Raw genomic sequence first — 25,850 nt, 5'->3', positions numbered from 1 at the left:
GGCGGAGGTGCCGGCTCGCTCGACGTCGATTCCCTGCCGGCCACGATAAGGGTGGAGGCCGATGGGAAGCGGGACCCCGATGCCACCCGCGGGAGCCGGAACCGCGGGGGCCTCGCAAATAACGGCCGGTCAGGCCGCGGAGGTCATCGGAAAGCCGCTGTAGTCGAGCGACGCCGACCAGAAGCGTTCCAGCTTGCGCAGGGTCTCGTTGGCCTTGGTCAGTTCCTCGTCGCTGAAGCCGGCCTTTTCCAGGGCGGTCAGATGACGTTCGAACATGACGCTGATCTTTTCGCGCAGGTCCAGGCCCTTCTCCGACAGGCGGACACGGACCGACCGGCGATCGTGCGGGGAGCGTTCCTGGCCAAGATAGCCGTTCTCGACCATCTTCTTGACGTTGTAGGAGACGTTGGAACCCAGATAGTAACCGCGCGCGGTCAGTTCGCCGACCGTCATCTCATCTTCGCCGATGTTGTACAGGATCAGGCTCTGGACGTTGTTGATGTCCTGGATCCCGAGCCGGTCCAACTCAGTCTTGAGCACTTCAAGAAAGTGGCGGTGAAGCCGCTCGATCAACAGAATGCTCTCGTAATAGGGTTTGCGCACCGCGGTCTCCTTTGGCTCTAACCGGCCGTTCCCCGCGCAAGGACGATACCGGGACCTTAAAGCGAGATTAACCGATCATTCGTCGGCAATCATCCTAATAATTCCAGAAAAAGTCTGGCACAACCCGTCTGTACAGGCGCCTTTCGCCGGGTGTCCCCACACCAAGGTTTTCGGCCGGGCGGCACCACCGGCATAAGCGGAAAGGAATGGTCCCGCGACCGCCTGCGCGACCATTCCCCCGGGATCTTTCCCCGACGACGGTTCCTCAGTCGCGGAACACCAGATCGCCGCCCGCCGGTTCGGCGAAGTGCCGCTCGACATCGGACGGGCCGACATCGGCCAGTTCCGCCGGCTTCCATTTCGGGTTCTTGTCCTTGTCGACCAGCACCGCGCGAATGCCTTCGTAGAAATCATCGCCGGCAAGGCAGGCGAGGCTGAGGCGCAGTTCCTGCACCATGCAACCTTCGAAATCCAGCTTGGCGCCGCGACGGAGTGCGGCCAGCGTCACCTTCAGGCTGGTCGGCGAGACCCGGCGCAGGGTGGCGAGTTGCCCGGCCGCCCAGTCGGTCCCCTCGGCCTCCAGCGCCTTGACGATGGCCTCCACGCTGTCGAAGGCATAGCAGCGGTCGACCGCGGCGCGGATGGCGCTCACCGCCGCCTCGCCGGCTTCGCCGCGATGGGCCGCGATGGCCTCGTCGGCCGGGACGCCGGCGGCGAGATCGTCGATCAGCGCCTCGATCCCGGCGCTCGGCACGAAGGCGTCGGCGGCGCCGATGGCCAGCAGGTCGGCCGCCTTCAGCCGGTCGCCGGTCAGCCCCAGCCAGATGCCGACCTGCCCCGGCAGCCGCGGCAGGAAATAGGTGCCGCCGACGTCGGGATAGAGGCCGATACCGGTTTCCGGCATGGCGAACATCGTGCGCTCTGTGACGATGCGGTGGGTGCCGTGGACCGACAGGCCGACGCCGCCGCCCATGGAGATGCCGTCGATCAGTGCGACATAGGGCTTGGACAGGCGCTTGATCCGCCGGTTCAGCACATATTCCTCGCTGAAGAAGGAGCGGATCGGCCCCGTATCGCCGCGTCCCTCCTTCACCGCCTTGCCGGCCTCGTACAGGCTGACGACGTCGCCACCTGCGCAGAACGCTTTTTCGCCGGCACCGCGAATCACGACGGCCTTGACCTCCGGATCGGCATCCCACGCCCGGAGCTGCAGATCGAACAGCCTGATCATGCCCAGCGTCAGCGCGTTCAGCGCCTTGGGGCGGTTGAGCGTGACGAGGCCGATCGCGCCCCGACGTTCGAACAGAATCTCAGCAACGTCGCTCATCGTCTTTTATTTTCTCGGTTATCGTTGCGAATCGGGCGGTGGCGAGCAGTCTGTTCCATCCCCGCGATGCTCCAGGGCGTGGAGACCGGCCCACCGCGATGATACGGGAGCCGGCGGCGCTGTCAAACCTACCATACGGATCCGGATGTTCGCTGATCCGCTGATTAGGAACAACACCCCTCTTGGACCGTTGCGGTCACGCTCTCATCTGAGAACGGCTCCTCCTCTGAAGCATTACGGAAGGTCAGATGCCGATGCCGCTCCATATCCTGCCGGGTGACGCATGAAGGTTGGAATCATTCTCAACCGGCAGGCGGGCTCGCTGGTCGACCGCCCCATCGACGGCGCCGAAGCGGCGATCCGCAACGCCTTTCAACGGCACGGCGCCACGGTGGACCTGCACACGGTCGACGGTGCGCAATGCACCGACACGATCCGGCGGGTGCTGGACTCCGATGCCGAGACGGTGGTGGTCGGCGGCGGTGACGGCACATTGCACAGCGCGGTGAAGCTGGCGCTGCCGACAGGTAAGACGCTGGGCGTCATTCCCTTGGGCACTCTCAATCTGTTGGCCCGCGATCTTCGCATTCCACTTGAACTGGAGGGCGCGGCGGAGGCCCTGGCCGCCGGGCGGGTTCGGGTCATCGACATCGCCGAGGTGAATGGGGAGCCTTACACCAACAGCTCCGTCCTCGGCTTCTATCCGCAGGTGGTCCAGGAGCGCGAGCGTCAGCGCAAGCAGCACCGGCTGCTGAAATGGCCGGGAGCCGCGGTGGCCATGGCGAAAACGCTCTACCGGCTCCCGCTGCTGGATGTCCGCCTGGACTGGGGCGACGGTCCGCGCCGCATGCGCACGCCCATCCTGGTCGTTTCCAACAACGTCTATGACGACGGGTTCGGCCTCGTCCTGTCCCGTCAGTCGCTCGACGCAGGAAAGCTCGGGGTCTATGTGGCCCGCGAACGGAACGCATTCGCGATGCTGCGGTTGATGGGAAGGCTGGTTGCCGGTTCCTGGAAACAGGACGAAGCGCTGGAAACCTATGCGGTGACCAGCCTGACGGTCCACAGTCGCCGCCACCACCTGAAGATGGTCAACGATGGCGAGATCCGGAAGCTGCATGCGCCGCTTCACTACCGGATTCTCCCAGGGGCTCTGAAGGTTCTGGCACCAGGCTGAGAAAAAGGATGAGGATGGCGTGAAACGGCTCGCTCACATCTCCGACCTGCATTTCGGGCGGATCGACCAGCGCGTGGTGGACGGTCTGCTGGCCGACCTGACCGCACAGGCCCCCGACCTGATCGTTATCTCCGGCGACTTCGTGCAGCGGGCCAAAGAGCGCCATTTCCAGGAAGCTCGCGCCTTTCTGGAGAAATTACCCTTTCCTTACATGGCGGTACCGGGAAATCATGACATCCCGGTTTATAACGTGTTCAAGCGCTTCACCGACCCGTTCGGCCATTATCGCCGTTACATCACCAGCGACTTCAGCCCGCTGCATGTCGATGACGAGATCGCGGTGCTCGGCATCAACACCGCCCGTCCGGTCATCATGGATTTTTCCGAAGGGCGGATGAACCGGCGCCAGATCGCGCGGGTGCGCGAGGTGTTCTGCGGCATGCCCGACACCGTGTTCAAGGTGCTGTTCACCCACCATCCCTTCCTGCCGCCACCGGACCTGCCCAAGACGCAGCTGGTCGGCCGCCACAAACTGGCCCTGCCGGCGCTGGAAAGCTGCGGCGTCGACCTGTTGCTGGCCGGTCATCTGCACAAGGCCTATTCCGGCGACATCATGAGCTTCCACACCCAGATCGCCCGATCCATCCTGGTCGCCCAGGCCTCCACCGCCACCTCCACCCGGCTGCGGAACGAAACCAACGCCTACAATCTCATCACCGTCGATCACCCTTCGGTGACGTTCGAGGTGCGGTCGTGGGAGGGGGCGGCCTTCACCGGCGGGCTGGTATCCAGCTATCGCAAGCAGGGGCACCGCTGGACTCTGCAGGGACAGGACACCGGCTTCCGGCCCGTCGACGGCGGTGCGGCCACCGGCGATCCCGTCACCCATTGGGACAAGGTAGCCCGGCATGCAAGCGGGCAGGCCCACGGCGGGGCATGAGACCTGCGCAAGGCAGCCGGCCCGGTCCCAAAGGACTGGAGCCGCCGCCACGGCTTGAGTTCACTATGCGGGAAGGCGTAGGATCGCCGCACTCGTTCTAAGTGCATGGTCTCACCGATGCCGATCACCCTGCCCGCCGCCTTCCCGCGCACCCGTCTGCGCCGCAACCGCGCCGACGCCTGGACCCGTCGTCTGGTCGCCGAGAACACGCTGACCGTCGACGACCTGATCTGGCCGGTCTTCGTGATCGAAGGCGAGAACCGGCGGGAGCCGGTCGCCTCCATGCCCGGCGTGGAGCGCCTGACCATCGACCTGCTGTGCGAGGCGGTGGCGGAGGCCGGCTCGCTGGGCATTCCCTGCATCGCACTGTTCCCGGTCGTCGGCTCGGACGCGAAGTCGGAAGACGCGGCGGAAGCCTACAATCCCGACAACCTGATGAACCGCGCCATCCGCGCGGTGAAGGCGGCGGCGCCGGATGTCGGCATCCTGGGCGATGTGGCGCTCGACCCCTACACCACCCACGGCCATGACGGCATCCTGCGCGACGGCTACATCCAGAACGACGAGACCGTCGAGGTCCTGATTCGTCAGGCGCTGTCGCAAGCCGAGGCCGGCGTCGACATCGTCGCGCCGTCCGACATGATGGACGGCCGCATCGGGTCCATCCGCGACGCGCTCGACAAGGACGGCTACCAGCTGACCCGGGTCTGCTCCTACGCGGCGAAATACGCCTCCGCCTTCTACGGCCCGTTCCGCGATGCGGTGAATTCCGGCGGCTTCCTGAAGGGCGACAAGACCACCTACCAGATGAACCCGGCCAACACCGACGAGGCCCTGCGCGAGGTCGCCTGCGACCTGCAGGAGGGGGCGGACATGGTGATGGTGAAGCCGGGCCTGCCCTATCTCGACATCATCCGCCGGGTGAAGGACCAGTTCGCGGTGCCGACCTTCGCCTATCACGTGTCGGGCGAATACGCGATGCTGCGCGCCGCCTCCGCCAACGGTTGGCTGAACTATGACAAGGCGCTGCTGGAGACGCTGATGGGCTTCAAGCGCGCCGGCTGCGACGCCATCCTGACCTATGGCGCGGTGGACGCGGCGAAGCTGCTCAAGCAGGGCTGAGCAGTTCGGGGCCATCTTTGAGCCGTTCAGGGCCGCGGGAAAATCCGCGGCCCTTTATCGTCAGGGCATCCCAATCGACGGAGACGCCCCGATGAGCCCGAAAATCCCCTTCCGCCCGGCCTTGGTCGCCGCCGTGCTGCTGGCCGCCTCCCCCGCTGCCGCGTTCGAGCTGCACAGCCCCGACTTCACCGACAAAGCGCCGATCCCGGAACGGAATGTGTTGGCCGGCTTCGGCTGCACGGGCGCCAACCAATCGCCGGCCCTCAGTTGGACGGAGCCGCCCGCCGGCACCCGCAGCCTCGCCGTCACCATTTACGATCCCGATGCGCCGACCGGCAGCGGATGGTGGCATTGGGTGGTGTTCAACCTGCCGGCCGACACCCGCGACCTGCCCGCCGAGGCCGGCAACCCGGAAAAGCCCGCCCTGCCCGGCGGCGCCGTGCAGAGTCGCACCGATTTCGGCACCTCCGGCTATGGCGGTCCCTGCCCGCCGCAGGGCGACAAGCCGCACCGCTATATCGTCACCGTCCATGCGCTGAAGGTGGATAAGCTACCGTTGCCGGCCGATGCGTCCGGCGCCATGGTCGGCTTCAACCTGAACGCCGCCAGCTTGGGCAAGGCGACGTTGACGGCCCGCTACGGCCGTTGATCTGTCGCGCCGGCCGGTCCTAGGATGAGGCCCATGGGTCCAGACCTTCTCGCCCGCCTGTCCCGCTTCGCCGCCCGCGACCTGCGTCCCGGCGGCGGCGACCGCCCGCATCGGCCGGAACTGTGGGCCTTCGTCGCCCATGACCGAGAACGGCTGGCCGAGGTGCGGATCGAACGCACCGCCCTCATCGCGGTTCTGGAGGGCACCAAGGAGCTGACCGACCCATCCGGCACCACCCGCCGCTTCCCGGCCGGCAGCGCCATGCTGCTGCCTCCGGGCTGGTGGGGATCGGTGGTGAACGATCCCGGCTCCGGTGGCCGCTACCGCGCCCTGGTGCTGGAGTTCCCGGCGGAGATGGTCCGGTGGCTTCTGCGCGCCCATGGCACCGATGGACTGGCACCGCGCGCCCGGCCCGGCGATTGGCATGTCGCCCTGACGCCGGCCCTGACCGACGCCATCCAGCACGCCGCCACCGGCCTGACCGCCGATCCGCCGCTGCCGGCGAAGCTGGCGGAGCATCGCTGCATGGAGGTCCTGCTGGCACTTCTGGAAGACGGCGTCTGGTGGCTGGGACCGGTGGCCCCGATGGGAATCGCCGATGCGGTGCGTCAGCTCCTGCGTACCCAGCCCGACATGCCCTGGACCGCCGAGCGCGTGGCCGGCGCGCTCCATCTCAGCACCGGCACTCTGCGCCGCCGCCTGACCGAAGAGGGCTGCTCGGTCCGCAGCATCCTGACGGAGGAGCGGGTTGCCCACGCCCGCGACCTTTTGCAGGGCGAGGGGCTGAGCGTTCAGGAGGCGGCGGAGGCATGCGGCTATGCCAACCGGTCCCATTTCGCCCGCCGCATCCGGACGGCGGTGGGCGTCAACCCTTCGGGCCTGCGGGGGCGCTGACCGGCTCGGTGCCATAGGCGCGAAGCAGCGCCGCGACCGAATCGGCGATCACCCTCTCCGGATCGGCGGTGACCGGCAGCCCCAGCATGGTCGGCCAGAACAGCACCTCCTTCATGCCACCGAGCAGTTGGGTCGCCACCACATGCGGGTCCGGCGCGTTCAGGCGACCGTGCGCATGCTGGGCGGCAAGATAGTCGTCCAGCAGCGCATAAGCCTGGCTCTTCCCGCCCTCCAGATAGTCCTGCGACAGTTCGGGGAAGCGCTGGTGCTCGGCGATCACCAGGCGGAGCAGGCCACGCACTTCCGGCCGCCCTGTATGGACCAGCAGGGAGCGCAGGAAGACCGGCAGGGCCTTCTCAGGCGGCTGGTCGTGGGAGAGCAGGCTCTGGCCGTCGGCGCTGCGGAACCCCTCATACAGGCCGGACACCACGGCCTGGAACAGCTCGCGCTTGCCGGGGAAGTGGTTGTAGACGGTGCGCTTCGACACATTCGCATCGGCGGCGATGGCATCCATCGACGACGCCTCGTACCCGTGGGTCAGGAAGGCGCGGGTTGCCGCCTCCACCACAGCATCCCGCTTCGCCGAACCGCGCGCGCCACCTCCCGTCTGAGACGTTGACATTCCCCACCCTCTAAATACACTGCACAGTGTAGTGTAGTTGTTGCCGCAGGCTCCCAGGGTAATCCGCCCGGCCGCGGCACGGGAGGGGTAAAGCGATGAAACAGCGCAATATCGGTCGTATTCTCGCGGTTTCCGAAATCGGGCTCGGCTGCATGGGCATGTCGGAGTTCTACGGCCCGACCGACGACGCTCAGTCGCTCGCCACGCTGGAACGGGCGTTGGAGCTTGGCGTCACCCATTACGACACCGCCGACATGTACGGCAGCGGTCACAACGAATCGCTGCTCGCCCGTTTTCTGACCGGCAAGCGTGACCGGGTGACGATCGCGACCAAGTTCGGCATCGTCCGCCAGCCCGGGGAGTATGCCCGGCGGGTCGACACCAGCCCTGCCTATGTCGCCCAAGCCTGCGACGCCTCGCTGAAGCGTCTGGGGGTGGAGACCATCGATCTCTACTACGCGCACCGCGTGAACCCGGACATCCCGGTGGAGGAGACGGTCGGCGCCATGGCCGATCTGGTGAAGGCCGGGAAGGTTCGTGCGCTCGGCCTGTCGGAGGTGTCGGCCGCCACGCTGCGCCGTGCCCATGCCGTTCACCCCATCGCCGCGGTACAGAGCGAATATTCGCTGTGGACCCGCGACGTGGAGGCGGCGGTGCTGCCGACCTGCCGCGAGTTGGGCATCTCGCTGGTTGCCTACGCCCCGCTCGGCCGCGGCATGCTGACCGGCGCCGTCAGCAGCCCCGACCAGTTCGCCGAGAACGACTTCCGCCGCATCGCGCCGCGCTTCGCCGGGGACAATTTCGACCGCAATCTGGCTCTGGTGGAGCAGGTGAAGGCGCTGGCAGTACAGAAGGGCTGCACGGCTGGGCAGGTGGCGCTGGCTTGGCTGCTGGCCCAGGGGCCGGAGATCCTGCCGATTCCGGGGACCAAGCGGATCAAGTACCTGGAGGAGAATGTCGGCGCCGCGGCGGTGACGCTGACAGACGCGGAGGTGAAGGCGCTGAGCGATGCGCTGCCGCCGGGCGTGGCGGCGGGGGACCGCTATACGGCGGAGGGAATGCGGGGGGTGAATGTGTGAACGGAGGATGGGGGGCCTCGCCGGCCAAGGCCCCCCGCTCTCCCTACTTCGGCGTCCCCGCCCAGACCTGGAACTGCGTGGTCTCCATCAGCATGTCGCTGTGGCCGAATGCGGTCTTGAACAGCTTGCCGACACCGGCCGTCCGCTGCGTCACCGCCATCAGCTTGCCGCGCAGCTTCAGGTACTGCTTTGTCCCCGCGACCAGCGCGTCGAGCATGCCGAAATCCTCGTCCTTGCCACGGTGGAGCGGCGGATTGGACAGGATCAGGCCGAAGCGCTCACGGGTGCCTAGCCCGGCCAATCCGTCGCTCAGCACCAGTTCGGCGTCCGGAACATTCTGGCGGGCGGCGTGCAGAGCCACCGCGTCGATGTCCAGCAACGTCAACGGAGCGCCCGGCTGGCGTTCGCGCACGGCCCGAGCAATCACCCCGGCGCCACAGCCGAAATCCAGCACGCGGGTGCCGGAGGCCACCTCCGGCAACACCTTCAGCAGGCATTCGGTGCCGGCATCGAGATGGCCGTGGGCGAACAGGCCGGGATAGGACACCAGATCCAGCGTCCGGTCGGGCAGCGTCAGGGTGACGGTCTGCCGCCAATCCTCCAATGCCCCCTTTGCCGGCGCATCGGTGCGGCGGGTCAACAGCAGCCGGGCGCGCCGCTTGATGATGAGCGTTTCCGGCTCCCCGGCCAGCCCGTCGAGATGCTTGGGTGCGCTGGTCACCCCCTCGTCATTGCCACCGGCGATCCACAGCGGGGCGCCGGGGGCAAGGCGGGAGGCCAAGGCGTGCAGGGCCATTTCGAACCCGGCCCAACCGCGCGGCAGGCGCAGCACGGCACCGTCGAACGGTCCCTCGGCCGGCCAGGGCGTGGCGGCCTGCCCGCCAACAGCGAGTCGGTTCCAAACCACCACCTCGGCCCCGCCGTCGCGGAGCGCCTCCGCAATGGCGCCGTCACTGTCGAAAGCGACAAGGATCCGACCCTGCGGCCGGATTTCGGACAGGGCTTCGGCGGCCACGTCGGCGACGGTCTGGTCGCGGTCCGTGGCCCGATTGTCGAGACGTGCCACCGTATCAGCCCTTGTCGCGCATCAGCCGCGCCTTGTCGCGCTGCCAGCTGCGTTCCTTCTCGTTCTGCCGCTTGTCGTGCTTCTTCTTGCCGGTGGCGAGGCCGATCTCGACCTTGGCGATGCCGCGGTCGTTGAAATAGACCGACATCGGCACCAGGGTGACACCCTTCTGCTTGATGCCGGCCGCGAGCTTGTCCAGCTCGCGGCGGCGGACCAGCAGCTTGCGCGGACGCTTCGGCTCGTGCTGATCGACGCGGCCGGCCTGGAGATATTCGGGGATGTACGCGTTGAACAGGTACAGTTCCCCACCCTTCAGGCCGGCGTAGGCCTCGTTCACACTGGCGCGACCGCCGCGCAGCGATTTCACCTCCGACCCGGTCAGCATGATGCCGGCCTCAAGGACGTCGTCGATGAAGAAGTCGAACCGCGCGCGGCGGTTCTGCGCCGCGAATTTTTTCGCTTCCTCGCGCGTCGCCAAGTCTCTCTCCTCTACGGCCCGTTCTGTCGCTTAGGACAACAGGCCGGCTTTGGTCATGGCTCCGCGCACAGCGGCGCGGGCGGTCTCGGAAGCCGGAACCAGCGGCAGGCGGACCTCGTCGGTGCCGAGGCCCAGCAGGCTGGCGGCGAACTTCACCGGGGCCGGGCTGGTCTCCACGAACATCGAGTCGTGCAGCGGCGACAGCACGTCGCGCAGGCGGAACGCCTCCTTCAGGTCGCCCTTGGCCCAGGCGGTCTGCATGGCGGAGCACAGCGCCGGTGCGATGTTCGCGGTGACGGAGATGCAGCCCACACCGCCCTGCGCGTTGAAGCCCAGCGCGGTGGCGTCCTCGCCCGACAGCTGGATGAAGTCGGGACCGACCTCCTGCAGCAGGCGCGACGGACGGGACAGGTCGGCAGTGGCGTCCTTCACACCGACGATGTTGGGCAGCTTTGCAAGCCGCGCCATCGTCGACACAGACATATCCACGACACTGCGGCCGGGAATGTTGTAAATGAAGATCGGCAAATCCGCCGCGTCATGGATCGCCTTGAAATGCTGGTACAGACCCTCTTGAGACGGCTTGTTGTAGTAGGGCGTGACCACGAGCGCCGCCTGCGCGCCCGCCTGCTTGGCATGGCGGGTCAGGGCGATCGCCTCGTCGGTCGAGTTGGAACCGGTGCCGGCCATCACCGGCACCTTGCCGCCGGCCGCCTCGATGCACAGTTCCACGACGCGGTTGTGTTCCTCGTGGGACAGGGTCGGCGACTCGCCGGTCGTGCCGCAGGGCACCAGTCCGTGGGTGCCCTGGGCGACCTGCCACTCCACGAAGGACTGGAAGGCCTTCTCGTCCACTTTCCCGCCCTTGAACGGAGTCAGAAGGGCGACGATGGAACCGTGGAACATGGCTGCCTCCTCAGTCGGCTTAGCTGGAAAAAAGAGTTGCGCACATTATCCCTCCCCGCCGCCCTCGGCAAGAGCGCCCGGATCTCTGTTTTCGCGGGTCTCCTCACCCTTTTCGCGGCGCTTCCCGGCGCCCTTCCCGCCGCGGCGCTGAGCCCGCAGGACATCGCCATCTATCGCGAGGCTTTCAAGCTCGCCGATGACGACCGGCTGGCCGAGGCATTGGCCGCGGCGTCCCGTGCGCAGGATCCGTTACCGGCGAAGGTTCTGCGCTGGATCGCGCTTGCCAATCCCGGCGGCGGCAGCTTCAGCGACATCGCCGCCTTCATCCGGGACAATCCGGACTGGCCGAACATGGCGGCGCTGCGCCGTCAGGCGGAAATGGCGATGCCCGACATCCCGCCGGCCGAGGTGGTGGAATGGTTCCGCCAGAGCCCGCCGCTGACCAACGACGGCTTCGTCCGCTATGCCGACGCGCTGATCGCCACCGGCAGCGTTGAGCGCGCGACCACCCTGATCCGCAAGCAATGGGCCGACGCCACCTTCACCGCCGACGAGGAGGCGACCTTCCTCGCCCACTACACGCCTTATCTGCGCCAGCAGGATCACAAGGCGCGCATCGACCGGCTGCTTTGGGCCCGGCAGGAAGCGCCGGTGCGGCGGATGCTGCCCTTCTTCGACGAGGCCTATGACACGCTGATCGAGGCGCGCATCACGCTGGACGGCGACCGTGCGGGTGCCGACGCGGCCTTGGCGCGCGTGCCGCCCGGCCTTCTGAACGATCCGGGGCTGATGTTCGACCGCGCCCGCTACCTGCGGCGCAAGGGCGACGATGCCGGCGCGCTGGAGATCATCGCCCAGGCCGGCGCCGACATGGGCCGCCCGCAGTCCTGGTGGTCGGAGCGCCATCTGCTGGCTCGCCGCGCGATGGAGCGGGGCGACTACAACCTCGCCTACCGTCTGGTCAGCGCCAACGGCATGAGCGACGGCAGCGCCTTCGCCGATGCGGAGTTCCTGTCGGGATTCCTGGCCCTGCGCTTCCTCGACAAGCCGTCGGAAGCCTTCGCCCATTTCCACAAGCTGTACCGGTCGGTCAGCGCGCCGATCAGCAAGGCGCGTGGCGCCTACTGGTGCGGACGCGCGGCCGAGGCGTTGGGCCAGACCGGCCCGGCACGGGAGTGGTATGCCAAGGCCGCGACCTACTCCACCACCTTCTATGGTCAACTGGCCTTCCGTCATGTTTCCGGCGGCGCGGTCACCCTGCCCACCCCGCCGTCGGTCTCCAGCTCCGATACGGCGGCCTTCAACAAGCGGGAGGTGGTGCGCGTCGCCCGGCTGCTGGCGGAAATCGGCGGGAACGCCGCCGATCAGGTGACCGGCTTCGTCCGCCGCATCAGCCTCGACGCCAAGACGCCGGCCGACTATGTCCTGGCCGCGAGGCTGGCGAGCGATGTCGGCCGCCGCGACTTGGCCGTCGCCGCGGCGAAGGACGCCGCCCAGAACGACGTGTTCCTGGTCGAAGCCGGCTATCCGATGATCGAAGCCCGTCCTTCGGCGCCGGAACTGGCGCTGGTCCACGGCATCATCCGGCAGGAAAGCACCTTCAACCCGACCATCGTGTCGTCCGCCGGCGCGCGCGGACTGATGCAGCTGATGCCGACGACGGCGCAGCTGGTGGCGGGAAAGCTGGGGCTGAAGCACACCAACGCGCGGCTGACGTCGGACCCCGGCTATAACGTCACGCTGGGCTCCGCCTATCTGTCCGAACTGATTGACCGCTTCAACGGCTCCTGGGTGCTGGCCATCGCCGGATACAACGCCGGCCCGAACCGTGTCCGCCAATGGCTGCAGACCTATGGCGATCCGCGCACGGAAACCATCGACGTGGTCGACTGGATCGAGCTGATCCCGATCTCCGAAACCCGCAACTATGTCCAGCGCGTGCTGGAAGCGGTGCAGGTCTATCGCGCCCGCCTGAACGGCGACCGGGCGGAACCGAACCTCGACAAGGACCTGCGGCGATAGGAAGGATAGGAGAGATCGGCCTCGCCGATCTCTCGCGTTCCCCTCGGCCAATCACGCCGTCGTCGGATTCGGCATGCCCGGCATCGGCTCGTCGGCCGGCGGGGGGACTTCCGGCAGGATGCCGGGGTTGTCGGGCACCGGATAGGGATCGGGAGTCGTCGGGCGGCCGGGCTGAGGCGGATTCGGATTGGACGGGGCCGGAATCTCGCCGGGGGTGGACGGCTTCTGCGGATCGCTCATGCGGCAACTCCTGACTGGGTGGGTTCCTCGGATAACGCTTTACTCGGCCGTCCGTTCAATCGCCCGGCCGCCGGACTGGAGGTCCTGCCCGGCCCCCTCGACCGTGTTGCAGCCGGTCAGCATGGCGGCGAGCGCCATCAGGAAGGTCAGGATCACCACCTCGCGCGCGGGGAACGGGATGGCGCGGGCGGTGGCGCGCTGCCGGCGGTTCGTGGCGTGCTGCATGGTGTCTCTCCGGTCTGGGGTGAGGGGACGGGGGTGGCGGGGATGAGCGATGGCCTGGGGGTCGTTCGTCTCTGCTTTTGACAACGGGGCTGCGGCGGCTTGGTTCCGCAACCGACCCCGCCGCCATGCAGAGAATGCAACGGTCCTTTCGGGGCTCCCGAAATCCTTGACGCGGTACGCCCACCGGGCAAGATGACCGGCTTTTGCGCAGTCTGCCCGCTTTCCGGCCAAGCCTTACGGTCCGGTCGCGCGGCACGGGCCGCCGTCATCCCTCCGTCGCCACAGGTCCAGTCATGAGCACCGCCACCCTGCCCGCCCCCGAGCCGTTGCGCGCGCGTCTTGCCGCCCACATCGGCGAGCTGTTGCGGCTGGCGGCACCGGTTATCGTCTCCCGCGCCGGGCTGATGGTGATGATGGCGGTCGATACCGCGATCGTCGGCCGCTTCTCGGCGCAGGAGCTGGCCTATTACGGGCTGGCGCACCTGCCGGGCAACATCATGGTCGGCACCGGCGTCGGGCTGCTGATGGGGACGGTGATGGTCACCGCCCATGCCTTCGGCGCCGGCGGCGACGTGGAGTGCGGCCGGGCATGGCGGCGGTCGGTCCCCTATGCCTTGCTGCTGGGCGTGCTGTTCGCACTGATCTCGCTGCTGGGCGACCCGCTGTTCCAGGCCGGCGGCCAGACGCCGGAGATGGCGGCGGGCGGCGCCCATGTGCTGGCGGTGCTGGGGCTGGGGGCGCCGGGCATGATGCTGTACATCACCACCGGCTTCTTCCTGGAGGGCATCAAGCGCCCGCTGCCGGGCATGGTCGCCATGGTGATCGGCAATCTCGTCAATGCCGCGCTCGCCTGGGCGCTGGTGTGGGGCCATATCGGGCTGGAGCCGCTGGGCGCCGTCGGCTCCGCCTGGGCGACCAGCATCGTGCGCTGGTCCATGGGGCTGGGGCTGGTCGCCTATGTCTGGTGGATGCACGACCATGACCGCTGGCAGATCCGCCTGCCGGTGTCCGGCTGGTGGAGCGGTGCCGCCCGCCAGCGTCACCTCGGCTATGCCGCCGGGCTCAGCATCGGGGTGGAGAGCGGCGCCTTCGCGGCGCTCGGCCTGTTCGCCGGCATGATCTCGCCGCTGGCGCTGGGCGCCTACACGGTTGGACTGAACCTGACCGCCCTGCCCTTCATGGCAGCGGTCGGTCTGGCGTCGGCCACCGCCGTGCGGGTTGGCGTGGCCTATGGCCGCGGCGACCGCAGCGACATGGCGCTGGCCGGCTGGACCGGCCTCGGAGTCACAAGTGCGATCCTGGCCTGCGTCGGCGTGCTCTATCGCAGCCTGCCCGACGCGCTGGGCGCCATCTACACCAACAACCCGGAACTGCTGGAGGCGGTGGCGCCGCTGATCGCCTTTACCGCCTGGATCCTGATCGCCGACGGCGGCCAGACGGTGATGGCGAACGCGCTGCGCGGCCGGCACGACGCCTGGATTCCCACCGCGCTGCACTTCTTCTCCTACGCGGTGGTGATGATTCCGGTGTCGGCCTTCCTGGTCTTCGGCCTCGGCCACGGCGCCCATGGGCTGTTCGAGGGAATTCTCATCGCCAGTCTGGTGTCGGTCACCATCCTGTCCCTGCGATTCGCACATCTCAGCCGGCGTTGAACCGGCATCAGTCGGGGCACCGACAGGGGTTTTCGGCCCCGAATCATTGTGTGCAATTGCGAGAGTTGCTATATTTCTCGGGCAAAACCTTCGGCCCGCAAGGCCAGTGACTGCCGCGGATTCCCGAGCGGCGGCGCATTCGAAGAATGAGTGTCCTGCTTGAGCAATACGCCCCTTCCTCCCGCCTCCGACATCGCGCCGATCAACATCGAAGACGAGATGCGGAAATCGTATCTCGACTACGCGATGAGCGTGATCGTGAGCCGTGCCCTGCCCGACGTCCGCGACGGGCTGAAGCCGGTGCACCGGCGCATCCTCTACGCGATGAAGGAGGGCGGGTACGACTCGACCAAGCCCTATAAGAAGTCGGCGCGCATCGTCGGCGACGTGATGGGTAAATACCACCCGCACGGCGACAGCGCGATCTACGACGCCATGGTCCGCATGGCGCAGGACTTCTCCATGCGCCTGCCGCTGATCGACGGCCAGGGCAATTTCGGCTCGATGGACGGCGATCCGCCCGCGGCGATGCGCTACACCGAGGCGCGTCTGGCCAAGGCGGCGGAAGCGCTGCTGGACGACATCGACAAGGATACCATCGACTTCCAGGCCAGCTATGACGATTCGGGCCGCGAGCCCACCGTCGTCCCGGCCCGCTTCCCGAACCTGCTGGTGAACGGCGCCGGCGGCATCGCCGTCGGCATGGCGACCAACATCCCGACGCACAATCTGGGCGAGGTGATCGACGCCTGCTGCGCCTACATCGACAACCCGGACGTCACGCTCGACGAACTGATGGAGCATGTGCCCGGCCCTGATTTCCCGACGGGCGGCCTGATCCTCGGCCGGTCGGGCAGCCGGGCGGCGCTGCAGACCGGGCGCGGCTCGGTCATCCTGCGCGCCAAGACCCATTTCGAGGAGGTGCGCAAGGACCGCACCGCCATTGTCGCGACCGAGATTCCCTATCAGGTCAACAAGGCCAAGCTGATGGAACGCATCGGCGAGGTCGTGAACGACAAGATCATCGAGGGCATCTCCGACCTGCGCGACGAATCCGACCGCGACGGCGTGCGCGTGGTGATCGAACTGAAGCGCGACGCGGTTCCCGACGTCGTGCTGGCCCAGCTGTTCCGCCACACCCAGCTCCAGACCTCCTTCGGCGTCAACATGCTGGCGCTGAACGGCGGCCGTCCGGAGTTGATGCATCTTCAGCAAATCATCGCCGCCTTCATCCGCTTCCGCGAGCAGGTCATCACCCGCCGGACCGAGTTCCTGCTGGGAAAGGCGCGCGAGCGGGCGCACACCTTGGTTGGTCTGGCGGTCGCCGTCGCCAACCTGGATGCGATGATCCAGCTGATCCGCAGCGCCCCCGATCCGGTCTGGGCGCGCGAGGAGATCATGAACCGCGAATGGCCGGTTCACGACGTCGGCCCGCTGATCGAGCTGATCGACGAGCCCGGCCGCGGCGTCAGCGAACAGGGCACCTACCGTCTGTCGGAGGTCCAGGCCCGCGCCATCCTCGACCTGCGTCTGCACCGCCTCACCGGGCTGGAGCGCGACAAGATCGGCGCCGAACTGACCGACGTCACCGACCAGATCGCCGACTTCCTCGCCACGCTCGCCAACCGGCCGAAGCTGATGGGGATCCTGCGCGACGAGCTGGTGGAGATGAAGGAGCGGTTCGGCAACCCGCGCCGCACCGAAATCCAGGATCTGGAGTTCGAGGCCGACATCGAGGACCTGATCCAGCGCGAGGACATGGTCGTCACCGTCAGCCAGTCCGGTTACGTGAAGCGCGTGCCGCTGTCGACCTACCGCGCCCAGAAGCGCGGAGGCAAGGGCCGCTCCGGCATGTCGATGAAGGCGGAGGATGCGGTCAGCGACCTGTTCGTCGCCAACACCCACACGCCGCTGCTGCTCTTCTCGAACCGCGGCATGGTCTACAAGCTGAAGGTCTACCGCCTGCCGCTGGGCAACCCGCAGGCGCGCGGCAAGGCCTTCGTCAACCTGCTGCCGCTGATCGACGGGGAGACCATCACCACCGTCCTGCCGTTGCCGGAGGACGAGGCCGCCTGGGCCGATCTGCACGTCGTCTTCGCCACGTCGAAGGGCAACGTGCGCCGCAACCGGATGTCCGACTTCGCCAACATCCGCTCCAACGGCCTGATCGCCATGAAGCTGGAGGAGGAAGGCGAGCGTCTGATCGGCGTGCACACCTGCTCCGAGACCCACGATGTCCTGCTGGCGACCCGCGGCGGCAAGTGCATCCGCTTCCCCGTGGACGATGTGCGCGTCTTCGCCGGCCGCACCTCCACCGGCGTGCGCGGCATCAGGCTGGCCGACGGTGACGAGGTGGTGTCGCTGTCGATCCTGACCCATGTCGACGCCACGCCCGAGGAGCGCGCCGCCTTCTTCAAGATGAAGCGCGACGAAGGCCTGGAGATGGAGGGCGAGGCCGCGCCGGAAGCCGACGAGGTGCCGACGGACAGCGTCACCCTGTCGCAGGAGCGATACGAAGAACTGAAACAGAAGGAACAGTATATTCTGACCGTCTCCGACCGCGGCTATGGCAAGCGCAGCTCGTCCTACGAGTATCGCACCGCCGGACGCGGGGGCCAGGGCATCTGGAACATGGAGATGGGCGAGCGCAACGGCTCCATCGTTGCCGCCTTCCCGGTCGAATCGAACCATCAGGTGATGATGGTCACCAACGGCGGCCAGGTGATCCGCATGCCGCTGCACGACGTGCGGGTGGCCGGCCGCAAGACGCTGGGTGTCACGCTGTTCCGCGTGGGGGCGGACGAGCGCGTGGTGTCCGTCGCCACCATCGCCGAGGAAGAAGGCGAGAACGGCGTGGATACGGGCGTTGAGACTGGCGATGACGCCAACGGTTCGGTCGAGCCCACCGGTGATGCCGGCAGCTCCGCCGCGCCGAACGAATAACGGAAGGGCGTAAAGGGGAACCCATGGCGACCAGCCAGACCGAGACCAGCGAAGGTCGTCGAATCGGTGTCTATCCCGGCACCTTCGATCCGATCACCAACGGTCACATGGACATCATCCAGCGCGCCGCCCGTCAGGTCGACCACCTGATCATCGGCGTCGCCCGGAATGCCGGCAAAGGGCCGCTCTACTCCACGGACGAGCGGGTCGCCATGGTTCGCGAGGATGTGGCCGGGCTGAACGCCGCCGGGGCCAGCATCGAGGTGCGGGCGTTCGACAATCTGCTGATGCATTTCGCCATGGAGGTGAATGCCAGGGTCATCATCCGCGGCCTGCGTGCCGTCTCGGACTTCGAATATGAATTCCAGATGGCGGGCATGAACGCGCGGCTGAACCCGAAGGTCGAGACGATCTTCCTGATGTCGTCGGAGAAGCACCAGTTCATCTCCTCCCGCTTCGTGAAGGAGATCGGGCGGCTCGGCGGCGACATCCGCCATTTCGTCTCCGCCCGCGTTGCCGAGCGTCTGGCCGAGCGTTTTGCGCTTGAGGCCGGCAACGGCACGGTTCCGACGACCAGCCAGACCTGACCGGTCCGGCTCAACCGGCCGGATGGGCTTGATGGCAAAATCCTGCATTTCCCATCAAGCCCATGGTTGACCTTTCGGGCGCGTCTTTCTATGGTGCGCCCACTTCCGGCGGGGGCCAGTTTCCCACTGCCGAGCAGGATGATCCGGTAGCTCAGTCGGTAGAGCACGTGACTTTTAATCATGTGGCCGTGGGTTCGAATCCCACCCGGATCACCATCCAATTCAAGGCCTTAGCCTTCCTCAAGGGGTCGCTTTAGCGGCCCCTTCGGCGTTGTGGGGCACGGCATGGGGCACGACTTCACCTGCATGCCTCCCCCGTCCTGCATGACGGCCGAGAAAACAAAAAGCCCCGCCGAAGCGGGGCTTTTGCTGTTCTGCAACGGCTTGGCCTGGATGGCGACCCCAGCTGGATTCGAACCAGCGACCTGCCGCTTAGAAGGCGGCTGCTCTATCCAACTGAGCTATGGGGCCTTGTCCCGGGTTTGCGATCAGAAGCGCGGGCGATCGGTGCGGAAGTTGTCGGCGTAGTTGCGCGGACGGACGCGGCGGACCGGAGATTCCTGCACGGTGTAGTTCCAGCCTTCGCGCTCCGCGAACGCAATGGCCTCTTCCTTCGTTTCGAAGGACAGGCGCACCTGGTTCAGCGTGTCGCCGGAGCTGGTCCAGCCCATCAGCGGTTCCGGACGGCGCGGCGTCTCGATCTCGTAATCCAGCATCCAACGGTGAGTCTTGGCACGGCCGGATTGCATGGCCGTCTTGCTCGGCTGATAGATCCGGACGTTCATGGCTCGCTCGTCTCCCCAAATGCCTGCGGTAGCGTCCCCGGCGCGGATGGCCTGGACGCGGAGTTGTCCCCTGGCGATGGTCGGGGCGCCCGGATTCGAACCGGGGGCCTCCAGTACCCAAAACTGGCGCGCTGACCAGACTGCGCTACGCCCCGTCGCCGCGTTGTGAGATACACGAACGCCACGCCCACGGCAAGCGGACGGCGCACCGCTTTTGCGGACTTTTCCATCCAGCCTGCCGCCTAGGGCATTTGGTGCGGCGTTCGGTCGCTCAACAGCCTGTCTCCAACACCGTTCCGGATCCGTTTCATTGCCATCGCTCACCCCCGCCCCGCTTGCCGTCGCCCTGTTTCTGCCCGACTTGGAAGAGCGGCCGGACCGCCGCTCGGCGGTCGATCTCGCCCATCGATTGCTGCGCGCCGGCGTTGCGGTGGATGTGGTGGCGCCGATGGGCGGGGGACCGCTGCGCGCGGCGCTGAACCCGCCCGTCGGGCAGATCGACCTCGCCAAGCGCCATGCCGCGACCTCGGCCCTGGCCCTGGCCCGTGTGATGGCGGAACGGCAGCCGTCGCTGCTCGCCATACCGCGCGAGGTGGCGTGGGTCGGGCGGCTGGCGCTGTGGCTGGGACGCAGCGATGCGCGGCTTGTCGTGCTGGAGGGCGATGCGGAGGCTGATTTTGCGGCTATTCGTGCCGCAGCGCCTCGATGGGGTTGAGGCCGGCGGCGCGACGCGCCGGGTAAAAGCCGAAGAACACGCCGACCAGCGCGCTGACCACCACCGCCAGCACGATCGAATCGATCCGGATCAGCGTCGGCCAGCCGGCCAGTGCCGCGACCGCCACGGCGGTGCCGATGCCCAGCGCCACCCCGACCGCGGCCCCGATCAGTGACAGGGTGATCGATTCGATCAGGAACTGCACCAGGATGTCGCGCCGCCGCGCCCCAATGGCGAGCCGCAGCCCGATCTCGCGCGTGCGCTCGGTCACCGACACCAGCATGATGTTCATGATGCCAATGCCGCCGACCAGCAGCGAGACCGCTGCCACGGCGGCCAGCAGGAAGGACAGGGCGCGGGAGGACTCGTCACGGGTCGCCGACACCTCCGACAGGTCGCGCATCCAGAAATCGTCGTCCTGGCCGGGGATCAGCCGGTGGCGCTGGCGCAGCAGGTCGCGGATTTGCGCCTGCGCCTCCGCCATGTCGGCGCCGTCCCGCATCTTCACCGCCATGCTATGGATGAAGCGCGGGTTGCTCTTCGCCATGCCCGGGATGTTGCGCTTGGCGGTGGACAGCGGCACGAAGATGACGTCGTCCTGGTCCTGGCCCTGCGTGTTCTGCCCCTTCTCCGCCAGAACGCCGACGACGGTCAGCGGGGTGGAGAACACCCGCACCGGCTCCCCGATGGGATCGCCGCCGCCGAACAGGTTGCGCACCACCGTCTGACCAAGGACCACGACCTTGTTCGCCTGTGCCACATCCTCGTCCGACAGGCCGCGTCCCAGCGCGATGGTCCAGTCGCGGGCGTCCATGTAATCCGGCGTGATGCCGAACAGAATGGTGCCCCAATTCTGATTGCCGGCGACGATCTGCAGGCCCCAGCGCACCGACGGCGCCGTCACCACCACGTCGGGGATCTCCGACAGCACCGCCAGCGCGTCGTCCTCCGTCAGGGAGGATGCGGTGCCGGCGCCAAGCTTCACGCCGCTGCGGACGATGCTGCCCTGCCCCACCAGGATCAGGTTGGTGCCCAGGCTGGCGATCTGGCGCAGCACCTGATCGCGGGCGCCGGCTCCCACCGCGACCATGGCGATCACCGCAGCCACGCCGATGACGATGCCCAGCATGGTCAGCGCGCTGCGCAGCGGGTTCGCCCGCAGGGACTCGAGCGCCGCGCGCAGGGCGTCCCAGGCGGTCATGCCGCGACCTCCGGTTCCTGACGCAGATCGTCGATCAGGCGGCCATCGCGGAACTGCAGGACGCGGGCGGCAAAGCGCGCCACCTCCGGCTCGTGCGTCACCAGGACAATGGTGATGCCGCGGCGGTTCAGCCGCTGGAAAAGGCCGATGATCTCCAGGCTGGTCGCGGTGTCGAGCGCGCCGGTGGGTTCGTCGGCAAGCAGCAGCAGCGGGTCGTTGACCAGGGCGCGGGCGATGGCGACGCGTTGCTGCTGCCCACCGGAAAGCTGGGTCGGCCGGTGCCTTGCCCGTTCCCGCAGCCCCACCGAATCGAGCGCCGCCAGCGCCCGCTCCACCCGCTGGGCATGGTCGACGCCGGCATAGACCATCGGCAGCATGACGTTGGCGAGCGCGGTCTGGCGCGGCAGCAGGTTGAAGGACTGGAAGACGAATCCGATGCTGCGGTTCCGCACCGCCGCCAGCGCGTCGGTGGACAGGCCGGCGACCTCCTGCCCATCCAGCCGGTACCGTCCGGCATCGGGGCGGTCCAGGCAGCCCAGCAGGTTCATGAAGGTGGATTTGCCGGATCCCGACGGTCCCATGACCGCCACGAACTCGCCCCGGCGGATGGTGACGGTCACGTCGTCCAGCGCGTGGACGGTCTGCGGACCCATGCGATAGCGGCGGCTGAGGCGTTCGACAGCGATCAGGGTTTCGGGTGCCGTTGGATCAGAAGCCAAGGCGCGGTCCCCGGCGGCTGCCGCGGTCGGGGGCCAGGATGCCGGTGATGACCTCCTGCCCGGCCCGCAGATCACCGGACACCACCTCCGTATAGCTGCCATCGCCAATGCCGAGCCGCACCGGTATGCCAACCGCGCTGCCGTTGCCGGGGCCGGGCACCCAGACCGTCCGCATCGCCTCCGCCGCCCGGCCGGGGTCCACCAGCGCCTCGAAGCGGTCGCGCTGTTCCGGGGCGACCAGCCCGGCGATTCGCTCCAGGGTCGCGGTGCGGATTGCATTCGCCTCCACCCGACGGCGCTCGGGGTCGCCAGCCTCAGCGTCCAGGGCGGCGAAGCGGTCGCGCGCCTCCGCAACCAGGGTGGTGATGTCGCGGCGCCTCGTCTCATCCAACTTCAGCCCGTCCATCACCCGTCTGGCTGCCGCCTCCAGCGCTGCGGCGCCACGCCCGCCATTGGGGCCGCCGGTGGTCGGCGTCGGCGCCTCGGTCGAGGCCTCGGCTCCCGGCGGGCGGAAGCGCAGGGCGGCGTTTGGCAGCTTCAGCGCCGACGGCCGCTCGTCCACCGTGATGCGGAGGTTGGCGGTCATGCCCGGCAGCAGCCGCAGTTCCGGATTCTCCACCGTGATGACGACAATGTAGGTGACGACCGTCATGTCCTCCTTCGGCGCCAGCCGCACCTGCGCCACCCGCCCGGTGAAGCTGTCGCCGGGGAAGGCGTTCACGGTGAAGCGTACCGGCATGCCTTCGCGCACCCGGCCGATGTCGGCCTCATCGATGTTGGCCAGCACCTCCATCTGCCGCAGATCCTGGGCGATGGTGAACAGGGTGGGAGCCGACAGGCTGGCCGCCACCGTCTGGCCGGTGCTGACCGCCCGGTTCACCACCACCCCGTCGATGGGGGAGCGGATGACGGAGCGGTTGAGGTCGACGCGGACCAGCTGCAGGGCAGCCTCGCGCTGGGAGACCTGGGCACGGGCAACCTCCACCTGGGCGGCGGCGACCGCCAGCGAGGCATCGGCCGACGCCTCCGCCGCTTCGGCCTGCCGCTTCTGGGCGCGGGCGGCGATCAATTGGGCCTGCGCGCTGTGGGCTGCGGTTTCCGCCTTCTCCAGATCGGCGGCGGCGACGACGCCGCGTCCCTGCAGGTCGCGCCGGCGGCGCAGGTCACGGTCCGCGTCGCGCTGGGAGAGGTCGGCACGAACGATCTGGGCGTCGGCATTGGCGACGCTGGCCCTGGCGCTGGCGAGATCGGCCCGCGCCTTGTCATGCAGTGCCTGCTGCTGGATGAGCGCCGCCTTGGCGGAATCAACGTCCGCGCCGGCTTGGGCCAGACGGGCGGCCAGTTGGTCGCCGTTCAGCCGGGCGAGGATCTGCCCGCTGGTGACCCGACTGTTGAAATCGGCATACAGCTCGGCGATCTGGCCGGAGAGTTGGGAGCTGACCTCCACCGTCACCAGCGCGCTCATGGTGCCGGTGGCGGTGATGGCGCTGACCAGCGGTCCTTGTTCGACCCGCGCCAGCCGGTAGGCCGGCCCCGGTTCCGCCCGCGCCAGCACGACATAGGCGGACAGTCCGGCCGCGGCGCTGAGCGCCAGTCCGAGGAAAATCGCCGCCCGGCCGCTTGGTCTCCTGGCCATCCCAGCCCTCCGCGCCGCTCAAGCCCCGCGCGATTGATCTGGGCGAGTTTACGCGAAAGTCATGGGCGGCGGATCATCTATCCGCTCAGGGCTTGGCGATGTCGGGAGACACCACGCGGTCGCCGGGACGGATGCCCAGCCGCGAGGCCATGCCGCCGTTCAGCTCCAGGATCGCCTTCACCGGACCGTCGGAATTGACCGAGTCCAGCGATTCCGGCACCGCGCGCTCGTGGATGTTCACGATGCGGCCGTCGGGGGCGATGAACAGCATGTCGAGCGGGATCAGCGTGTTCTTCATCCAGAAGCTGGCCGGCTGCACCCGGTCGTAGACGAACAGCATCCCGGCGTCGGCCGGCATCGACTGGCGGAACATCAACCCCTGGGCCTGCTGGCCGGGCGTCAGCGCCAGTTCGACGTCGAAGCGGAACTTGCCGCCGCCCGACGTCTCGATGGTCAGCTTGGATTTCTGAAAGCTCTCCAGCGCCATCGCCGGGAAGGCGACCACCAGCAGCAGGAGCGCCACGACCGCACCCCGAAAACTCCGACTGACCATCATGACTGTCCCCGAAGGCTGAACCGGCCCGTTCCAAGTTACACGTTTTTAGGACTTCGCCAGACGGTCGAAGGCCTGGAGCTTCGCCAGCAGGGCCGGCATGTCCTTCAGCGGGACCATGTTCGGCCCGTCGCTGGGGGCGCAATCGGGGTTCTCGTGCGTCTCCATGAAGACGGCGGCGACGCCGACCGCGATGGCGGCACGGGCCAGGACCGGCACGAACTCGCGCTGGCCGCCCGAGGTGGTGCCCTGCCCGCCCGGCTGCTGGACGGAGTGGGTGGCGTCGAACACCACCGGGAAGCCGGTCTCCGCCATGATCGGCAGGGAACGCATGTCCGACACCAGCGTGTTGTAGCCGAAGCTGGCGCCACGCTCGCACAGCAGGACGCGCTCGTTGCCCGAGGCGACCAGCTTGGCGGCGACGTTCTTCATGTCCCACGGCGCCAGGAACTGGCCCTTCTTGACGTTCACCGCGCGTCCGGTTTCGGCGGCGGCGATCAGCAGGTCGGTCTGGCGGCAGAGGAAGGCGGGGATCTGCAGCACGTCCACCGCCTCGGCGACGGGAGCGCACTGGGTCGATTCATGCACGTCGGTGATGACCGGGCAGCCGAAGTGCTCGCGGATTTCCGCGAAGATCGGCAGCGCCTTGTCCATGCCCAGGCCGCGCGCGGTGGTGATCGAGGTGCGGTTGGCCTTGTCGAAGCTCGACTTGTAGATCAGCCCCATGCCCAGCGCCCTGGTCATCTCCACCAGCGCGGACGCGGTCTCCATCGCATGGTCGCGGCTTTCCATCTGGCAGGGGCCGGCGATCAGGACGAAGGGACGGTCGTTGGCAACGGTCAGGTCGCCGATCTGGACAGGGCGCGGCGTGGTCATCGGAGTGCTCCAAAACGAAAACGGGCGGGAGGGCGCCGCCCTCTCGCTCTCACCCTGCAGGGGATGGGGCAAGGGTCGGAAGACCCTTGCATCCCACTATTTCAGAAGCCGGTCAACGGCGCCCATGTCAGGACAGATGCGTGCGGAAGAACTCCACCGTCAGCCGGTTGGCCTCGTCGGCGGCGTCCTGGTCGTAATGCTCGCCGCCGGGCCGGGCGAAGGCGTGGTCCATGCCGGGATAGACCTTGGCGGTCACCCACCTGTTGTCCTTCACCCCGGCCAGCAGGGCGTCACGCTTGTCGGGGCTGGAGAACTTGTCGTTCTCCGCGACATGCAGAAGCAGAGGCTTGGAAATCTTGTCCGCCTCGCCCAGCAGGCCCTCCAGCCCGACGCCGTAATAGCCGACATTGGCGTCTGCGTCCGACCGCGTCGCCATCATGAAAGCCAACCGGCCGCCCAGGCAGTAGCCGACGCTGCCGGCCTTGCCGGTGCAGCCATCCTGCCCACGCACCCAGGCGAGCGCTGCCTTCAGGTCCTCCACCGCCTTGTCCTGATCCATGCCGTTCATCAGGGCGAAGGCCTTGTTCCACTCCGCTTCAGTCTTGTCGGTCAGTTGCACGCCCGGCTGCTGGCGCCAGAACAGGTCGGGGCACACCGCCAGGAAGCCCTGCGAGGCGTACCAGTCGCATTGCTCGCGCATCACCGCGTTGACGCCGAAGATTTCCTGGATCACCACCAGACCGCCGGCGGGCGTCACCTTGGGCTTGGCGACATAAGCCGAAAAGCGGCCGCCATCGGCCGCATCGATCATCACCTCGGACATGGCTTTGTTT

26 protein-coding genes and 3 tRNA genes are annotated in these 25,850 nt (G+C 67.6%); 12 read left to right on the top strand and 17 right to left on the bottom strand.

Annotated elements, in window-relative coordinates; all coding sequences use genetic code 11:
• Positions 1-129: 129 nt before the first annotated feature.
• Positions 130-603 carry a MarR family winged helix-turn-helix transcriptional regulator gene (locus TSH20_RS11150; RefSeq protein ID WP_045580172.1) on the bottom strand — a complete coding sequence of 158 codons (474 nt, stop codon included), beginning with the start codon at positions 601-603 and terminating at the stop codon, positions 130-132.
• 265 nt (positions 604-868) lie between these two features.
• Positions 869-1,930: an enoyl-CoA hydratase/isomerase family protein gene (locus tag TSH20_RS11145; RefSeq protein WP_109074794.1), complete on the bottom strand. Its 1,062-nt coding sequence runs from the start codon at positions 1,928-1,930 to the stop codon at positions 869-871.
• 283 nt (positions 1,931-2,213) lie between these two features.
• On the opposite strand from TSH20_RS11145, the gene TSH20_RS11140 reads away from it, so the two are divergent.
• The 5 genes from TSH20_RS11140 to TSH20_RS11120 all read left to right on the top strand — a co-directional run bounded on the left by TSH20_RS11140 (position 2,214) and on the right by TSH20_RS11120 (position 6,712).
• The gene (locus TSH20_RS11140; RefSeq protein WP_109074793.1) at positions 2,214-3,107 is read left to right on the top strand and encodes a diacylglycerol kinase family protein; all 894 of its coding nucleotides are present in this window, start codon (positions 2,214-2,216) and stop codon (positions 3,105-3,107) included.
• A gap of 19 nt (positions 3,108-3,126) precedes the next feature.
• The gene (locus tag TSH20_RS11135; RefSeq protein WP_109074792.1) at positions 3,127-4,047 is read left to right on the top strand and encodes a metallophosphoesterase; all 921 of its coding nucleotides are present in this window, start codon (positions 3,127-3,129) and stop codon (positions 4,045-4,047) included.
• A gap of 117 nt (positions 4,048-4,164) precedes the next feature.
• Positions 4,165-5,169 (top strand): porphobilinogen synthase, encoded by a 1,005-nt coding sequence (gene hemB, locus TSH20_RS11130; RefSeq protein WP_247871677.1) that lies wholly within the window; start codon positions 4,165-4,167, stop codon positions 5,167-5,169.
• 91 nt (positions 5,170-5,260) lie between these two features.
• The gene (locus TSH20_RS11125; protein ID WP_109074790.1) at positions 5,261-5,818 is read left to right on the top strand and encodes a YbhB/YbcL family Raf kinase inhibitor-like protein; all 558 of its coding nucleotides are present in this window, start codon (positions 5,261-5,263) and stop codon (positions 5,816-5,818) included.
• A gap of 33 nt (positions 5,819-5,851) precedes the next feature.
• Positions 5,852-6,712 (top strand): helix-turn-helix transcriptional regulator, encoded by an 861-nt coding sequence (locus tag TSH20_RS11120; RefSeq protein ID WP_109074789.1) that lies wholly within the window; start codon positions 5,852-5,854, stop codon positions 6,710-6,712.
• Here TSH20_RS11120 and TSH20_RS11115 read toward each other — a convergent pair.
• Positions 6,684-7,334: a TetR/AcrR family transcriptional regulator gene (locus tag TSH20_RS11115; protein ID WP_109074788.1), complete on the bottom strand. Its 651-nt coding sequence runs from the start codon at positions 7,332-7,334 to the stop codon at positions 6,684-6,686. The genes TSH20_RS11120 and TSH20_RS11115 overlap by 29 nt on opposite strands.
• Before the next feature lie 95 nt (positions 7,335-7,429).
• On the opposite strand from TSH20_RS11115, the gene TSH20_RS11110 reads away from it, so the two are divergent.
• Positions 7,430-8,413 carry an aldo/keto reductase gene (locus tag TSH20_RS11110; protein ID WP_109074787.1) on the top strand — a complete coding sequence of 328 codons (984 nt, stop codon included), beginning with the start codon at positions 7,430-7,432 and terminating at the stop codon, positions 8,411-8,413.
• Between the two features lie 43 nt (positions 8,414-8,456).
• On the opposite strand, the gene TSH20_RS11105 is transcribed toward TSH20_RS11110, so the two are convergent.
• Genes TSH20_RS11105 through dapA form a run of 3 tightly spaced genes read right to left on the bottom strand, consistent with a single transcriptional unit; the run spans position 8,457 to position 10,863 of the window.
• A complete protein-coding gene (locus tag TSH20_RS11105; protein WP_109074786.1) occupies positions 8,457-9,479 on the bottom strand; it encodes a methyltransferase in 1,023 nt (340 codons plus the stop codon).
• A gap of 4 nt (positions 9,480-9,483) precedes the next feature.
• A complete protein-coding gene (gene smpB / locus TSH20_RS11100; protein ID WP_109074785.1) occupies positions 9,484-9,957 on the bottom strand; it encodes an SsrA-binding protein SmpB in 474 nt (157 codons plus the stop codon).
• 30 nt (positions 9,958-9,987) lie between these two features.
• A complete protein-coding gene (dapA, locus tag TSH20_RS11095; RefSeq protein WP_109074784.1) occupies positions 9,988-10,863 on the bottom strand; it encodes a 4-hydroxy-tetrahydrodipicolinate synthase in 876 nt (291 codons plus the stop codon).
• Between the two features lie 36 nt (positions 10,864-10,899).
• On the opposite strand from dapA, the gene TSH20_RS11090 reads away from it, so the two are divergent.
• Positions 10,900-12,885 (top strand): lytic transglycosylase domain-containing protein, encoded by a 1,986-nt coding sequence (locus TSH20_RS11090; RefSeq protein ID WP_247871676.1) that lies wholly within the window; start codon positions 10,900-10,902, stop codon positions 12,883-12,885.
• A 51-nt stretch (positions 12,886-12,936) separates the two neighbouring features.
• Here the strand turns inward: TSH20_RS11090 and TSH20_RS11085 are convergent, their stop codons facing one another.
• On the bottom strand, positions 12,937-13,125 hold the full coding sequence (locus TSH20_RS11085; RefSeq protein WP_109074782.1) for a hypothetical protein: 189 nt from the start codon (positions 13,123-13,125) through the stop codon (positions 12,937-12,939).
• 39 nt (positions 13,126-13,164) lie between these two features.
• On the bottom strand, positions 13,165-13,350 hold the full coding sequence (locus tag TSH20_RS35300) for an entericidin A/B family lipoprotein (protein WP_199232143.1): 186 nt from the start codon (positions 13,348-13,350) through the stop codon (positions 13,165-13,167).
• 293 nt (positions 13,351-13,643) lie between these two features.
• On the opposite strand from TSH20_RS35300, the gene TSH20_RS11075 reads away from it, so the two are divergent.
• The 4 genes from TSH20_RS11075 (at position 13,644) to TSH20_RS11060 (ending at position 18,748) form a co-directional block, all read left to right on the top strand.
• Positions 13,644-15,002, top strand: coding sequence for an MATE family efflux transporter (locus TSH20_RS11075; protein WP_109074781.1), 1,359 nt, complete (start codon positions 13,644-13,646; stop codon positions 15,000-15,002).
• 159 nt (positions 15,003-15,161) lie between these two features.
• On the top strand, positions 15,162-17,945 hold the full coding sequence (gyrA, locus tag TSH20_RS11070; protein ID WP_109074780.1) for a DNA gyrase subunit A: 2,784 nt from the start codon (positions 15,162-15,164) through the stop codon (positions 17,943-17,945).
• Between the two features lie 23 nt (positions 17,946-17,968).
• Complete coding sequence (coaD, locus tag TSH20_RS11065; RefSeq protein WP_109074779.1) at positions 17,969-18,532, top strand: pantetheine-phosphate adenylyltransferase; 564 nt, start codon at positions 17,969-17,971, stop codon at positions 18,530-18,532.
• Between the two features lie 140 nt (positions 18,533-18,672).
• Positions 18,673-18,748, top strand: a tRNA-Lys gene (locus tag TSH20_RS11060).
• Between the two features lie 178 nt (positions 18,749-18,926).
• Here the strand turns inward: TSH20_RS11060 and TSH20_RS11055 are convergent.
• From TSH20_RS11055 to TSH20_RS11045, 3 genes are all read right to left on the bottom strand, one after another.
• A tRNA-Arg gene (locus TSH20_RS11055) sits at positions 18,927-19,003 on the bottom strand.
• Between the two features lie 17 nt (positions 19,004-19,020).
• Complete coding sequence (locus TSH20_RS11050) at positions 19,021-19,317, bottom strand: ETC complex I subunit (RefSeq protein ID WP_109074778.1); 297 nt, start codon at positions 19,315-19,317, stop codon at positions 19,021-19,023.
• Between the two features lie 77 nt (positions 19,318-19,394).
• A tRNA-Pro gene (locus tag TSH20_RS11045) sits at positions 19,395-19,472 on the bottom strand.
• Positions 19,473-19,627: 155 nt separating this feature from the next.
• On the opposite strand from TSH20_RS11045, the gene TSH20_RS11040 reads away from it, so the two are divergent.
• Complete coding sequence (locus TSH20_RS11040; protein WP_109074777.1) at positions 19,628-20,032, top strand: hypothetical protein; 405 nt, start codon at positions 19,628-19,630, stop codon at positions 20,030-20,032.
• Here TSH20_RS11040 and TSH20_RS11035 read toward each other — a convergent pair.
• The 6 genes from TSH20_RS11035 to TSH20_RS11010 form a co-directional block, all read right to left on the bottom strand.
• Entirely contained in the window at positions 20,001-21,233 is a 1,233-nt protein-coding gene (locus TSH20_RS11035) for an ABC transporter permease (protein ID WP_109074776.1), read from the bottom strand. The two genes, TSH20_RS11040 and TSH20_RS11035, sit on opposite strands and share 32 nt — an antisense overlap.
• Positions 21,230-21,952 carry an ABC transporter ATP-binding protein gene (locus TSH20_RS11030; protein WP_247871675.1) on the bottom strand — a complete coding sequence of 241 codons (723 nt, stop codon included), beginning with the start codon at positions 21,950-21,952 and terminating at the stop codon, positions 21,230-21,232. The genes TSH20_RS11035 and TSH20_RS11030 overlap by 4 nt, the downstream gene beginning before the upstream one ends.
• Complete coding sequence (locus TSH20_RS11025) at positions 21,942-23,588, bottom strand: efflux RND transporter periplasmic adaptor subunit (protein ID WP_109074774.1); 1,647 nt, start codon at positions 23,586-23,588, stop codon at positions 21,942-21,944. Before TSH20_RS11025 ends, TSH20_RS11030 begins: the two co-directional genes overlap by 11 nt.
• 85 nt (positions 23,589-23,673) lie before the next feature.
• A complete protein-coding gene (locus TSH20_RS11020; protein ID WP_247871674.1) occupies positions 23,674-24,111 on the bottom strand; it encodes a DUF192 domain-containing protein in 438 nt (145 codons plus the stop codon).
• Between the two features lie 78 nt (positions 24,112-24,189).
• Entirely contained in the window at positions 24,190-25,017 is an 828-nt protein-coding gene (gene kdsA, locus TSH20_RS11015; RefSeq protein WP_109074773.1) for a 3-deoxy-8-phosphooctulonate synthase, read from the bottom strand.
• Positions 25,018-25,144: 127 nt separating this feature from the next.
• Positions 25,145-25,840: a dienelactone hydrolase family protein gene (locus TSH20_RS11010; RefSeq protein WP_109074772.1), complete on the bottom strand. Its 696-nt coding sequence runs from the start codon at positions 25,838-25,840 to the stop codon at positions 25,145-25,147.
• Positions 25,841-25,850: the final 10 nt, after the last annotated feature.

This window comes from Azospirillum sp. TSH20, from assembly GCF_003115935.1.
In the GTDB taxonomy this organism is placed as follows: domain Bacteria; phylum Pseudomonadota; class Alphaproteobacteria; order Azospirillales; family Azospirillaceae; genus Azospirillum.
The sequence above is the reverse complement of the archived record's forward strand: the minus strand, read 5'-3'. Positions and strand labels throughout refer to the sequence as shown.